This is a genomic window from Oribacterium sp. NK2B42, assembly GCF_000424445.1.
Classification (GTDB): domain Bacteria; phylum Bacillota; class Clostridia; order Lachnospirales; family Lachnospiraceae; genus Oribacterium.
This window is the reverse complement of the sequence record NZ_AUJX01000008.1, coordinates 1-13,274: the sequence shown is the minus strand read 5'-3', so window position 1 is coordinate 13,274 and position 13,274 is coordinate 1. Positions and strand designations below refer to the sequence as shown.

11 protein-coding genes are annotated in these 13,274 nt (G+C 43.0%); 3 read left to right on the top strand and 8 right to left on the bottom strand.

Annotation, left to right across the window (positions count from 1 at the left end):
- Positions 1-2 precede the first annotated feature (2 nt).
- Positions 3-740: a sce7726 family protein gene (locus G625_RS18350; protein WP_330364962.1), complete on the bottom strand. Its 738-nt coding sequence runs from the start codon at positions 738-740 to the stop codon at positions 3-5.
- 97 nt (positions 741-837) lie between these two features.
- Here G625_RS18350 and G625_RS0104435 point away from each other — a divergent pair, with 97 nt between their 5' ends.
- Complete coding sequence (locus tag G625_RS0104435; protein ID WP_029200144.1) at positions 838-2,784, top strand: SGNH/GDSL hydrolase family protein; 1,947 nt, start codon at positions 838-840, stop codon at positions 2,782-2,784.
- Positions 2,785-3,159: 375 nt separating this feature from the next.
- A complete protein-coding gene (locus tag G625_RS0104430; RefSeq protein WP_029200143.1) occupies positions 3,160-4,896 on the top strand; it encodes an SGNH/GDSL hydrolase family protein in 1,737 nt (578 codons plus the stop codon).
- Positions 4,897-5,145: 249 nt separating this feature from the next.
- On the opposite strand, the gene G625_RS0104425 is transcribed toward G625_RS0104430, so the two are convergent.
- The 5 genes from G625_RS0104425 to G625_RS0104405 form a co-directional block, all read right to left on the bottom strand.
- On the bottom strand, positions 5,146-6,810 hold the full coding sequence (locus G625_RS0104425; RefSeq protein ID WP_044931602.1) for a Na/Pi cotransporter family protein: 1,665 nt from the start codon (positions 6,808-6,810) through the stop codon (positions 5,146-5,148).
- Positions 6,811-7,066: 256 nt separating this feature from the next.
- Positions 7,067-7,552 carry a hypothetical protein gene (locus G625_RS0104420; protein WP_049895703.1) on the bottom strand — a complete coding sequence of 162 codons (486 nt, stop codon included), beginning with the start codon at positions 7,550-7,552 and terminating at the stop codon, positions 7,067-7,069.
- Positions 7,553-7,569: 17 nt separating this feature from the next.
- Positions 7,570-8,916: a phosphodiester glycosidase family protein gene (locus tag G625_RS18345; RefSeq protein WP_029200140.1), complete on the bottom strand. Its 1,347-nt coding sequence runs from the start codon at positions 8,914-8,916 to the stop codon at positions 7,570-7,572.
- 94 nt (positions 8,917-9,010) lie between these two features.
- Positions 9,011-10,258: a bifunctional glycosyltransferase family 2/GtrA family protein gene (locus G625_RS18340; RefSeq protein WP_198014856.1), complete on the bottom strand. Its 1,248-nt coding sequence runs from the start codon at positions 10,256-10,258 to the stop codon at positions 9,011-9,013.
- A gap of 268 nt (positions 10,259-10,526) precedes the next feature.
- Positions 10,527-11,195 (bottom strand): DUF4230 domain-containing protein, encoded by a 669-nt coding sequence (locus G625_RS0104405; protein WP_029200139.1) that lies wholly within the window; start codon positions 11,193-11,195, stop codon positions 10,527-10,529.
- Positions 11,196-11,439: 244 nt separating this feature from the next.
- On the opposite strand from G625_RS0104405, the gene G625_RS0104400 reads away from it, so the two are divergent.
- The gene (locus G625_RS0104400; protein ID WP_029200138.1) at positions 11,440-11,685 is read left to right on the top strand and encodes a helix-turn-helix domain-containing protein; all 246 of its coding nucleotides are present in this window, start codon (positions 11,440-11,442) and stop codon (positions 11,683-11,685) included.
- A gap of 52 nt (positions 11,686-11,737) precedes the next feature.
- On the opposite strand, the gene G625_RS0104395 is transcribed toward G625_RS0104400, so the two are convergent.
- Both G625_RS0104395 and G625_RS0104390 read right to left on the bottom strand, forming a co-directional pair.
- Entirely contained in the window at positions 11,738-12,280 is a 543-nt protein-coding gene (locus tag G625_RS0104395; RefSeq protein WP_029200137.1) for a hypothetical protein, read from the bottom strand.
- Positions 12,277-12,684, bottom strand: a complete 408-nt coding sequence (locus G625_RS0104390) for a nucleotidyltransferase domain-containing protein (RefSeq protein ID WP_029200136.1) — start codon at positions 12,682-12,684, stop codon at positions 12,277-12,279. The genes G625_RS0104395 and G625_RS0104390 overlap by 4 nt, the downstream gene beginning before the upstream one ends.
- Positions 12,685-13,274: the final 590 nt, after the last annotated feature.

Sequence of the window (13,274 nt, the reverse complement as noted above, 5' to 3'; positions counted from 1 at the left end):
ACCTACCTCTTCTTCGATGCTTTTTTCTTCTTAGGTCTCACGATGTGCGATACCTTAAGATCCGGCTTTTTGATCGTTTTTCCGTCAGAAGTCAAAACTGCAGAGCTGCCCTTGAGACGCCTCTTTTTTCGCCTGGGTTTTGCCTTCATTTTTTCAACACGGAACCGGTTGATCTCATCCAAAACAGTATTATAGTCTCTCTCAAACAGCTCTGTCGATATCTCTTTTCTTAGACAATCATAACTAATTTGGGCAGATATTCTTTTTATCACCTCTTTTTTACTGAGGTAATCATACTTGTGTTCGAGGTTTCGTCCCACTATGCGCTGGAGCTCAGGTCTCCACAGAAGACTCAGCTTTTCTTCATATCTGATATGGGGATTTTCCTTTGGTTTCCTTAATATGTAGAAGTCCGGTTCTCCGTCCACTTCTTCTATGGTTATGATGCCCCAGTAGTCAGGTACATGCTCCTCTATATGCATGGCATGGCTTGTTCCCACGGCAATGTAATTATAGTCAAAGAATCTGTCATAATCCTTCACCTGCCCGGAAAGTCGCACGTAGGTGTCTGCATCCGACTTGATCTCTATTCCGTAAAGGCTGTCTTCCGTAACCATAACCACATCCGCCCGGCTGCTGCCCATAATCTTTTCTTCTATTATCCTGATTTTCCCATAGGTATCTTCAAGAAAGGAAAACAGGGGTTCTCTAATGTCTCTATCGTACAACATAGCTACCATGATACCACATTGCCTGAAAAAGCATTAAAAAAACTAGAAAAAAACCCTATTCCTTTTTATAATTGAGAAAGTATGAAAAAATGAGGGATTTTTAATTATGAGTAAAGACGAAAAGAACAATGTTCCTGAAACAGCAAACGAGTCAGCTGCAGCTTCCCCAAATGAACCCGGCTCCGGTAACAACACCGGTTCCACGCTTACAAAAAAAGGCACAACACTACTTACAGTGCTTATACTGATGATAGTTGCCATAATCGGTGCCTTCGGTTATATGGTACACACCGCCATCACTGAAGATGCCATCGATGAATCTGTTAATGCAGAACGCATCAATGCCGCAAATGAAAGACTTCAGCCGGAGACAGATAAAGACGGAAATATCATCACAAATGGTAATGGCTCAGAGGCAGCTTCTGCTGTTCTTCCGGAGGAAAACAGCTTTCTCCATAAGCTTAATGCCGGTGAGCCGGTTTCCATTCTTGTTATCGGTGATGTGTTCGGCACAGGCGCAGGCGCTAAGGACGGAACAAACTGGACAGATCTTCTGGCTTTAAATATTAAAGAAAAATTCGGATCAGAGGTTTTGGTAAATAATCTTTCTCTTCCTAACGGAAACAACGCCTACTCTGCCTATGTGACTCTCATGAATGAGGCAGCCGGCAATAAGGATTCTGTCTATGATGCGGTTATCGTAGCTTTAGGTTACTATGATGCGCCGTTTACTTTTGACCTTCAGTATGAGGGCCTGCTTCGTTCCATAAAGCTGCAATATCCTTCCGCAGAGATCATTGGCCTGATCGAATCAGCATCGTTAACAGAGCCGGGCGGATATTCAGATGAAACCGCCACCTATGCAAAAAACCTTCTTGAGCACTATGGTGCCATCGTTGCCAACATGGGTGAAGCCTTTATGGTTACAGGTCAGGATGTGAACACTTTCACAGATGACGGTCTTCTTCCCAATGCCGACGGCCAGAAGCTCTATGCAAACTGGATAGTTCGTAAGATTGATGAAAGACTCAGAAATCCCGGGGACAATGTTCCGGAGAAGGATAATGCCGTGGGGGCAACAGTTTCAACAGTGGATGCCGATGGAACCATAGCACCTGTTAACCCTGATGCTACTCTTTACGATCATTACTACTACATCGCATCAGACAGTTTCCAGCGTCTCGATGACTGCAACTTCATCATTGGCGCACAGGAGCTTATGGCTCTCGGTTCGGAAACCGTCGGTATGATCGGCCTTGATTATGACTATCTCACCGGAAACAACACCGCCCAGGTAGTTATCGACAATGACATCTTCGGAGGTCTTTCTTTTGAAAAGGAGGATGCAGCTCCCGAAAGACATATACGTATAGTTGATAATGATGCTTCAATTAATGACAGTATCGCAGTCAGCTTCGCCACAAAGGAACAGGCAGACGGTTTCCATGGACTCATCATATCCGGAAATCTCAATTTCAATCAGCCTCATGACAAGTACGAGAAGCTTCCTCTTCCACCGGAAACTACGGCTCCCGAGACCACCGTTGAGGAAACTACTGCAGAGGAAACTACTGTTGCAGAAACTACTGCGGCGGAAACCAAGGTTCAGGAAACAACTGCAGAAGAAACTAAGGCTGATACTGTAAAGAAAGAGACCGAAAGCGAAGCAGAAAAGGATAAGAAAAAGCAGGAAGAGACCAAAAAGGAAACCAAAGCTTCCGAAACCAAGGCTCCTGCGAAAAAAGCTGCTCCGAAGCAGACTTCAGCTCCTGCCGAAACATCCGCTCAAGCCACTGAAACCGCTGCTCCCGAAACAGCACCTGTTCAGACTACTGCCGCAGAAACATCCGCGCAGATAGAGGCAGAAGTAGTCCCCGAAACCGCAGCAGCAGAAACACCTGAAGCAACCGAACAGGCTGTTATCAGTGATCCTGCCGACTCTGCCACCATCGTAGTGCCTACAGTCCCCTACACTGTTGAAGCCGGTCAGGGAATAGATGTCAGTCAGTGGAATACTGCAGGTCCAACCGTAGGCATAACAGTCACTCCTTAATCATTCAATAACGATCTTTCAGAGCCCCCTGTCAGCTAAGGCTGACCGGAGGCTCTGTTTTTTCGGACAATCCATAAGTAAAGGTATATCTCCCGGCTATGACCACACGTACCAGGAACGGGCTATTACCCTTTGACCGTAACAGTTCAGCCGGTGAACCACTAACTCCGTCCCCATGGTCCACTGGCTGAACTGTTACCTTTGACCTCATTTTGCGAGAATATTCAAATAAAGTTAATTGATTTTTATCGCTAATGAAAGTATTATTAATCACTGTGTTAATCAGCACCTTGCGCACAAATGAAAAACATTGCGCATCAACCGTGGATGGCCAAAGCATTAGCCTTTCACAGCATTGGTATTAAGGAGATAACAATGGATTTCAAAACTTTTTTTGAGAATAACAAAAAAGCCTGTATCGGTGGAGCCGCCGGCTTAGCGGTTATACTGCTTGGCATCGCCGCCGTCAGCAGTCAGAACAACTCTGCCGTGACACCTCAGGAGACAACATTAGCCGAAACCTCTGCCGGTCAGCAGAAAGAGACAAACGAGAGCGCCGAAACCGGAGATTTTTACACGAAGCTCAATAACGGAAAGCCTGTATCAGTTTTAGTCATAGGCGATGGATTTGCTGCGGGAAGCAATCTCGAGGATTCCTCTGCAGCATGGGCTGAGCTTCTTTCCTCAAAGATAACAGAGGCCTTCGGCTCCGAGGTTCTGCTGGACAACTATTCTCTTCCTTCGGACAACACCGTTTACTCAGGCTATGCTGTTGCAAAGCAGCTCCCCGAGGATGTGGAGTATGATGCGGTTATTCTTAGCTTTGGAAACCACGATGAGCCTTCAAGCTTCGGAATTTTCTATGAAGGCCTCATCCGTGCTCTTGCAAAGAGATGCCCGGAAGCAACCCTCATTTCTCTCGTCGAGCCTTCTTCTGTCACTAATCCTGAAGGCTACGCCGATGACAATGCTTCCGCAATTCAGAACATCACAGATCACTACTACGGTTTGACGGTAGATGTAGCAAAGCTTATGGAAGCAAACGGCAGCAATGCGGCAGATACCGTTGCTGATGATAAGATAAATCAGAATGCTGACGGTAATGCAGCAGTTTCGGATGCGATCATTAAGGCAATCCGTGAGCACTCGGAAAACTGTGAGACTCTCGATACTGCGTCAGAAACCCTCGACGCAGCTTCAGATGCTCTTGAAAACTTTACTTACATATCTGCAGGTGACTTTGAGAAGATTGATGACACTACTTATGTGTATCTTGCAGATTACATCCGTGATGATAACGATAATCCTGTTTCAGGTCTACTTGCAATCGACTATGAATATCTTCCGGGCTCCAATGATGTTTACGTTACTGTTGACGGCAATCCTTTCGGACGCTCCACAGTGGATTTTAAGGGCACAGAATCAGAGCAGCATATTGCACTTATTAACGATGATTTTAAGCCGGCAGAAACCATAACCGTATCCTTCGGATCATCTGACGAGGCCAATACCTTTGCAGGTATCATCGTTTCAGGTAATGTTAAGCTCCCTATGTCCTATGATGAGTTCGAAACAAAGGAGATTCATCAGTTAAGTACAGAAGAAATCAGAGCGTTATTCGGTGAAACCGAAGATGAAAACGGATCCGGAGGTCCCGGTTCAGAGGAAACCGAGACTGCTGCTCCCGAAGGAAACCGGGACGGTGATACAAAGTATATCGATGGTTTACTTTATGAGTATTATCAGGGCGAGTGGTACGAAGTTATAAATGATGACTCAGGAAACCTCGAGACAGGAATCAGAACACAGGTTGCTCCTACAAGATCTGCAAATGAGGTAATCACTCACAAGGAAACCGTTACTGCTGCCGCAGGAGCAGAAACTGCCGCTGCTGTGGCAGAAACCACTGCAGCAGAAACCGCTGTAATCGAGACTGCTGCAGAAACTGTTGCTGAGACCGTAGCAGAAACCGCTATGGAAACTCAGGCAGAAACAGCCATAGACAACAGCACAGGCTTTGAGACCGCTGTTGATACACAGGCAGCTGCTGCAGACTTTGCAGCAGGCGGAATCGATGCCAGCGGCAATGCAGCAGAAAGTGTTGCCGGATAAATCTATAAACACCGGAAGGCAGGTCTAAAGACCTGCCTTTTTTGATACCGTCCGTTATTTTCAATTCTCAATTGCATAATCCTGAATTATTCACCGAATAATTACTAACCGCGGCTAAAGCCGCAATAATCCACCGGGGACGGTTCTCGCCAGCGAGAACCGTCCCCGGTGGATTACTCCCAAAATTATTTCAAATCAAAAAAGCAGCCATGTGATGCAACAATCACATGGCTGCTTTTTTATTACGTTTTAACCTGCCTTATCATTTCTGCGGTTCTTCGCATTATAAAGTGAAAATGCGATATTTGTGGCATGGTCTCCTACACGCTCAATTCCGGAAATAATATCTGAGAAGAATACACCTGCCTGAGCGGAACATAAACCTTCGCTGAGTCGCTGTATATGCTTATCCTGAAGCTCACGTTCAAGCTTATCTGTCTGATTCTCAAGATCTGTGACCTTCTCCATGTTTGTCATATCTCCTGTAACAAACATATCCAGAGAATCCTTCATAAGCTCTTTAACAATAGACATCATGCCTGTAAGCTCTTCTTTTGCAGTCTGTGACAGATGAACGTCTTTTTCATTAAAATACTTAACTATGTCAGCTATATCTTCTGCATGGTCTCCGATTCGTTCGATATCCGAGCAAACGTGGAAATATCCTGCGATGAGATCCGCATCACGCAAAGGAATGGCATTCTGGTTGATCTTTGTCATGTAGGTATTGATCTGTTCGCAAAGCCAGTCGATATATTTCTCTGTTTCATAGACCTTCTCAACTCCCGAAACATCTTCGTTGAGAAGACAATCCATGGCCGTAGTAAGATTTGTGAAAGCAGCATTAGCCATTCTCTCCATTTCCTGTTTAGCCATATAAATGGCAACTGCAGGGTTAGGAAGCTTGTTAAGATTGATATATCTGAGCTTGAAAATATCTTCGCTGTCTTCCGTTTTTTCGCCATCCTTAACAAGAACATAAGTCAGCTTTATGATCTGATCCATAAACGGATAGAATACAATTACCTGGAATACCTTGAAGATGAAATGGGCAAACGCGATATTTCGTCCCAGGGATCCAGGATCATCTCCGGTTCCTGAAATAGTTCTGATGATGGTTTCGATCTGCGGTGAAAACAAAAGCAGGAGGACAAACATCAGGATCGTTCCGAAGATATTGAAAAGCAGGTGAATGAGCGCTGCGCGCTTTGCGTTATTATTTCCCTGAAGCGCTGTGAGAACCGCACTTGAGCAGGCTCCGATGTTACATCCAAGGATGATGAACATACATATCCTGAGATCTACGAGTCCCATGGAACCCATAACTACGAGGATTGAAACAGTCACTGATGACGACTGAACGATGGATGTTATAACAAATCCCATAAGCACGCCCAGCACCGGATTCGTGAAGCTTGACAGGAAGGTTATGACAGCCGGGATCTCTCTGAGGGCTGCCATGGAACTTGACATGGTGGATATACCCACAAACAGAAGTCCGAATCCCATCACTATCTCACCGGATTTCTTCACAGTAGGATTGGGAATAAAGTTCATCATTACGGCACCGAAGAAAACAAATATCGGTGCTATAGCCGATAACCTGAAGGCTACGAGCATCGCCGTTACGGTGGTACCTATATTGGCACCAAGTATGATACCGCAGGCATTGGAAAGTGCCATCAAACCGGAATTAACAAAGGTTACAACCATAACCGTCGCTGTACTGGAGGACTGTATAACAGCTGTAAAGAACAGTCCCACCAGCACTCCCGTCAGTCTGGTTCTTGTAAACGTCTCCAGTATCTTTCGCAGCTTGTTACCTGCGACTTTCTCGATACCATGACTCATCATGTACATACCTGCAATAAAGAGGCCAAGTCCTCCTATCAGGCTTACCAAAATCGAAATCATTTGATTCTCCTCTGTTCTGTTTTTGTGAACTTTGCAAAAACGCCATTCGCTTTAAGTATATCTCACTATTCTCTATTAAAACAGTGTGATTTTATAGAAAGCATAAAAAAAATAACATATTTTTTACAGAAATTGTCACAATATAAAATATGTATCTAAAAAAATAATACAGTTTTGAATAACCCCCGCGGTGAAACGCTTTCCTAAGCGCCTCATCCGCAGGGGTTATACCTGATCTTGATTTACAATTTTTCAATTATGCTATTCTCGCATCAGCCATTCTTTTTTCCTTGTCGCCGATAAAAGTCATGACAGCTACCAGTAATAGTACGGCTCCCACTATGAAATAAACCTTTGACAGTGAACCGGTGGTTCCGTAAATATCAAGTATTCCGTGAAAAACCGAACCCACAGTCAGGGTGGCAATGCCGGAACCCCATAAGTTTATGGTGTACATTGGCGGAAAATCCTTTTCCGCTGCTCCCTTTCCCATTCGGTCTGACGCAATAAAAATCCACGGCAATACACCTAAAATCAATGGAATGACAAAGGCATATATCATATAGTAGGAATAAACCCCGAAGCTGAAATACTCATAAATAGCTCCAAATAAGGCAACTGCTATAGTGATGAGAACATAGCCCATTACTTTTCCTGTTGCTTCTCCGTGTTTATCCTGCCTTTTAATGGCAGGCATTTTGTCTTTTATCTTATTATTATCTTTAATACTGTTTTCTTTCATTATCTGTTTTCCTTCCGTCAGGTACTTTCTGTCGCAGAATCAGTCTCCTTCGCCAGGTAAACTATGTCACTGACTGATCTTTCCTTTATATTATTTCCGCCTGTGGTGGGCTTGTTGATGATCTCACCGTTGAAATACAGAGTACTTGAGCCTCCGCCGTCGAGATTGTAGGCCGTTGAGCAGCCAAGACTCTGCATAAACTCTGCAAGCTGGTACAATGTCAGGCCCTCTGACTCATCGGTTCTTCCGTCCGTAACCACAAATACATAGTGTCCGTCCTCCAGAATACCTATAGCTGTTCTCGGATTGGAGGCCATGGCCTTACCTACTTCCTCATCCTTTGTTACGGCTATTTCTCCGCTCTCCACAAGACCAGGTCCGAAGCTGAGAACATCCACCGCTCCGGCAGCCAGAACCTCCTCTGCGGAAAGGTCATTCTCCGAGAAAATCTCGAAGCTTCCGTCTGCGAGTATGGCAAGATCCTCATTTCCTCCTGAGGTGGATCTGTAAAGAACTCCGTTTCTTATAACATATCCGTCATTTTGCGCCCCGTAAAAATCTCCGTTGATGGCAAGAATTGCGTCATTTTCTTCAGCAGTCACAGAGGTGGCTTCCTTTACATTTTTACCGTAAGTATCATCCGCAAAGGCTGTCTGTATCAGATCATCAGCACTGAAGGCTGATTCATCAAGCTCGGTGGCATCTCCCAGGAGCTGTATGTCCGCAACGTAAATGGAGGTATCATTTGACCTGTACTCACTTAAGGTTATGGTCTTAACACTGTCAGTGTAGGTTCCGATAACTTCATCTGAACTAACTGTATCTATAGTTGTTGATACTGCTTCCTCAGCCTTGGAAGTGTTGCTTTCTTTATTTTCGGATGTTCCGGAAGATTTACTGCCCGGCTTACCAGAAGGCTTTTTCCCAGGCATCCCTGATGGTTTCTCTCCCATTCCTGAAGGTGGGAAGCCTGGGAAATCTTCTCCCGCTTTCATTCTTTTTTTGCTTTCTCCTTCAGTGCTTTCTCCGTCACCGCTGCCTTCAGATCTTTCCGGTCTGCTTTTTTTGGAATGCTCCTCTGAAGCAGTATCTGTATTGCTTCCGGATCCACTCTCAGTTTCGGAAGCATCCTCCTCTGATTTACCCAGATTCTCGGCATTGGCACCGGTTCCTTTTGCGGTTTCAAACACGCTTTTATCGACCTCTACCGTTCCTTCGGTATTCAGTGCCACCGACTGCTGCACTGTTCCTTCTGTATAACTTCTTGGGATTACAAATGTGTCCAAAAGCGCATATCCCGTAAATGTTGTGAGAGCCAGAAATGCTGTCAGTCTGTATTTCCAGCTGCTGAAAAATTCCTTCATATCCTGTTCCTTATTTTCTATTCATTTTCTGATATCCGGTTCCTGTATTACTCCGGCTTTGGTTCATGGCAAGCAGATCAGTATCATTACTGTTTTATGCTACCCCGTAATCCTGAAAGGGATTGTGCTTTCCTTTAGCCAGGTCTTTATTCTCCCCGGTCTGTTTTGCCTCAACCCTCATAGGCTGTGCAAAAACTTTAGTTTGTTCAACTCCCTTTCCTGATGATGCAAATACAAATCGTCTCTGAAGTGTGAAATTCACGAAGAACATCAGTATCTCTATGCAGACTTTTGCAATCATTGGGTTCACCGGAATAAATTTTGTTACTGCACAAAGAAGTGTTGTATTTAAAACAAGAATGGTCACTGCAAGGAGAATATACTTTCCTGCAGAATTTGCCACACTCTCTTTATTCTTTTTTTCAGTCTCAATGTATTCATTATCGGTACCTGCGAAAACAAAATTCCGGTTGATGCTGTAATTCGCTGTGGCGCTGATCAAACGGGCGAAAACATTGGCACAAAGCATGACAGAGGCTGTTTTTCCGAAAAGTTCTACGATGCATCCGAAAATGGCAAAATCTATGAGAAAAGCGGCAAAACCGGAAAGGCTGAACCTGAAGAGCTCCCTGTAGATACGTATCGAATCCTTAATGGGATTAAAGTGGCTGCCTGCATTGTTGTCGATATATATAGTCTCGATAGGAAGCTCTTCCATGGGTACCTGCTCCCGGGCAAGATCCATGAGCATATTCATTTCGTATTCATAGCGGTCCCCCGGAACCGAGAGCATCCTGTCCATAAGCTTTTTTGAAAAGGCCCTGAGTCCTGTCTGGGTGTCATAAATGCTGACTCCCGAAAGAAGTCTGAACACATTTCTGGTTATTCCATTGCCTATACGGCTTCTGAGCGGTGAACTCGGTCCCTGCTTGCGGCTTCCCAGTACAAGAGTCCCGGGGTGTACAGCAGCATGCTCCACCAGTCTTGCAGCGTCAACAATCCTGTGCTGTCCGTCAGAGTCGATGACTACTACCGCATAGTTGTCTTCATATTTGTACTCTTCTTTGATGTAGGCAAAAGCCTGCTTCATAGCATACCCCTTTCCTCTGTTTTCAGGGTAACGTATCACATGGGCAAAACTCATGACGTCTCCGAAAATTCTGTCATATTTTTCTACAGGAACTATTCCGCTCTTAACAGAGTTTCCTGACGCAGATCCGTCATCCACCACTACAACTTCAAAGCCAGAAGCTGCTGCCTCAGATGCAACTTCTATAAGCATTTCATCCGGCTCATATGCCGGTATCACCGCTATCTTTATAAGTGCTGTTTCTATATACATAATTACTGCTCCTTTCAGAAGGTCAAACGCTGTTTCATACATATATCAAAATGAAATCGTCATATAGCAGGTCTTCCTTTTCCATCCCATTTTCTGACCTGTATGGCTGTATCTTAATTCACTAAGCTTAAACCATGCTGAAGAAAAATAATTATTTACCCATTTGGTCAGAATATGTACAAGCCGAATCTAAATTATATCTTTGAGTGAACTAAAAAGAGTCCTTTGGAATAACTCATATTCCAAAGGACTCTTTTTTAATTACTTTTTAATAAAACTCAACTTCAACTATCATATCCGTATTTTGAGGATTTAACTGCCTTACAAGACACTGTATGGTGCTTACAGCGGCGTCCTGTGCACTTAAATAAAACCTTTCATTAGATGCAAATTCTTTCTTAATAAGCATATCTGCCGAATTAAGCTGCCTCTGTGCCAGTTCCTCACCAACTTTATAGCTGTCATTAAGAATATCATTTTTAAAAAACATCTTCTTAACATTTGCATAATCAATAGAAATGTTAGTAAGTTCCGGATATGGTGCTCTGACTTTCACATACGCCCTCTCATCATCCGTTATGAACTCTGCCGCTTGAAGATCAACAACATATGTTCCCTGCCCGGGAACCTCCAGCCAGGATGTGATTCCATTACTGTTATCAGAACTATCTTCTACGATATATTCAACATCACTGACTTTAAGTACTTCAAGTTTTGCGATTTCTTTCAAATCACCTATAGAAATTGCCACCCGATTACTGACATGATAATTATTTTCTGCTTTAACAAAATATTTGTCATACTGTTCCTGATATGCAAGACTTTTTTCGGAAGCATAAGCTGCATTATAACTATTTGATAATGTTTCAGCCCCTGCACCAATAATTCCCGATGCAGCATATAAAGTGATTCCACACATCAGCAAAAGAACAGCCAAGATAATATACTTACTCCTTTCACTAGAGGACTTGTTTTTTCTGCGTATCAAAAGACTTAATCAAACAAATGTATAATCCATATTCTCCATATCTGGAGTCACTAAAAACTACAGAGATTTTTATTTACTTAACCTCTAAAATATAGTTACATTATACAGCAATTACCCCTTTCTGTCTCATCTGATGGGACAACATGTTCCATATTATGGAATATACTCCTTGTGTTTATTCAAAGGAGTTACCATGGCAAAATCAACTGATTCTAACGGGAGATTAAATATAACCGGACTTTATATAAAGCAATATAGAGATGACCACAACCTTTCCTTACGTGAGTTTGCTGCATTTTTACAAGTTCATGGGCTTGATTTGGATTACCACATAGTTCACCGAACTGAATCAGGTTTACGTATTGTAAGCGACATAGAAGTTAAACTCCTTTCCGAGATTCTTCAAATTCCTTTGGAAACATTAGTAAAACCATCATAAAAAGAGCCATTCAGAACATTTTTGTTCTGAATGACTCTTCTTTCATTAAAACCTAATTTGGTCTCGAATTCTTATCAACGTACCTATTATTCAGCTTTTTATCTTCACATATTTTAGCCAGTTGTTTATATACCTCAACAGAACCTTCTGCACAATTCTGCATTAAAGATATAAGCTTTTGCAAATGTATTTCTCTGTTAAAATAATCATGTGTTATTTCATTTCGAAGCAGCAATTCCGTGAGAAACTGTTTTTCAATGTCTTGTAATCCATTTATTAACGTATAATAGCTTGTTATGCAGTACCTTAAAGAAGAAGACTTCCCATTATAGCTTCCTTCTTCCTTTCTGAGAAAAATGACAATATCCATAAATGATTGGGCAAAATCATTAAGTCTAACTGAAACAATGTCCAAGCAATCAGCCTGAATATCAGCATCTGATGAATCAAAATAAATTTTACTTTTTGCCACAATCCTGTCGGCACTTTCTTTCATGAAATTGAGTACCTCAGATGCTTTCATCACATTGACCGGTTCGCTAACATGATTAGGTTCCAGATCAAATTGATTAATTATGCTTTCGTCCAACTTCATACCGCCATACCTCTTTTAATTTGTGAAAGCATAGCTTCACATTCCTGTTCAAATCTAATCAATTCTTCCGGATAGTAATCAGTAAACTGTATCTGTGAATGTAATGGTGCAAGATATATAGGAGCCGGATTTCTTACATCGATAAAGAATAAGTCTAGCGGGATTCCCTTTTCCTCAAAAAACTCCTCTATGATTACGGATATTCTCATGTAAATATCTATATCATCTGCATAGACGGCTATATCCACATCACTTATGCCCTTTTCGTAACGCACTGTAGGGTAACTTCCAAATACAAACACATTATATACATCTTCCGGAAAGGCAAAACTCAACTTTTTTTGTAGTGGTATAAGGTCTTTTATTCTCTCTATTGCAGCTAATCTTCTTTCATCTGCCAACATAAAAACACCTCCCTGTGTATTCAAGTGTAACACAAGAAGGTGTTTTTCAAACAGTATATTTTTTCTGTTAGAGTGACATATCTGTTTAAATGTACATTACCAAAGCCCAATTATAAATTATATTGATTATCCGGCTGCCGCGCTGGTCTCAGGCAGAGTCTCTCCGGTTCCGGTCTGGCCGGCTGCACCGTTCATCTCAGGAGGGGTTCCTCCCATGTCAGAAGGCGGGTTTCCCCCCCCCGACCTCTCGATAGGCTCTCGGAATCTTTAGCCTAGATTCCAAGGGCTTTTTCTTTTGTTCCATTTCTCAAATCCCCCCATTTTTTTAAAAAATACCAAATATAGGACTTGACAAATCCTCCCAAATCTGCGGCCGCTTCGCGGCCTATCTGATTAAGAAGTAAATGCGTCCTTCGCGGCGCCGGATAATTCTCGATCGGAGGTGTTTGTTCATGTGCAAGCCTATTAACCTAGGCGGTCATGCCGCCTATCAGGCAAAGATGATATCTTTGCTAAAGCAATACTATCCTGATGCTTTCACTCGTTTTGGTCCTTCCTTGTGGGCAGTCATTGGGAAATTCTACTCAATG

What these genes read in the sequence shown, in the direction of transcription:
- G625_RS18350 (WP_330364962.1), bottom strand. Translation starts at nt 740, where the DNA reads ATGGTAGCTATGTTGTACGATAGAGACATTAGAGAACCCCTGTTTTCC.
- G625_RS0104435 (WP_029200144.1), top strand. Translation starts at nt 838, where the DNA reads ATGAGTAAAGACGAAAAGAACAATGTTCCTGAAACAGCAAACGAGTCA.
- G625_RS0104430 (WP_029200143.1), top strand. Translation starts at nt 3,160, where the DNA reads ATGGATTTCAAAACTTTTTTTGAGAATAACAAAAAAGCCTGTATCGGT.
- G625_RS0104425 (WP_044931602.1), bottom strand. Translation starts at nt 6,810, where the DNA reads ATGATTTCGATTTTGGTAAGCCTGATAGGAGGACTTGGCCTCTTTATT.
- G625_RS0104420 (WP_049895703.1), bottom strand. Translation starts at nt 7,552, where the DNA reads ATGAAAGAAAACAGTATTAAAGATAATAATAAGATAAAAGACAAAATG.
- G625_RS18345 (WP_029200140.1), bottom strand. Translation starts at nt 8,916, where the DNA reads ATGAAGGAATTTTTCAGCAGCTGGAAATACAGACTGACAGCATTTCTG.
- G625_RS18340 (WP_198014856.1), bottom strand. Translation starts at nt 10,258, where the DNA reads ATGTATATAGAAACAGCACTTATAAAGATAGCGGTGATACCGGCATAT.
- G625_RS0104400 (WP_029200138.1), top strand. Translation starts at nt 11,440, where the DNA reads ATGGCAAAATCAACTGATTCTAACGGGAGATTAAATATAACCGGACTT.
- G625_RS0104395 (WP_029200137.1), bottom strand. Translation starts at nt 12,280, where the DNA reads ATGAAGTTGGACGAAAGCATAATTAATCAATTTGATCTGGAACCTAAT.
- G625_RS0104390 (WP_029200136.1), bottom strand. Translation starts at nt 12,684, where the DNA reads ATGTTGGCAGATGAAAGAAGATTAGCTGCAATAGAGAGAATAAAAGAC.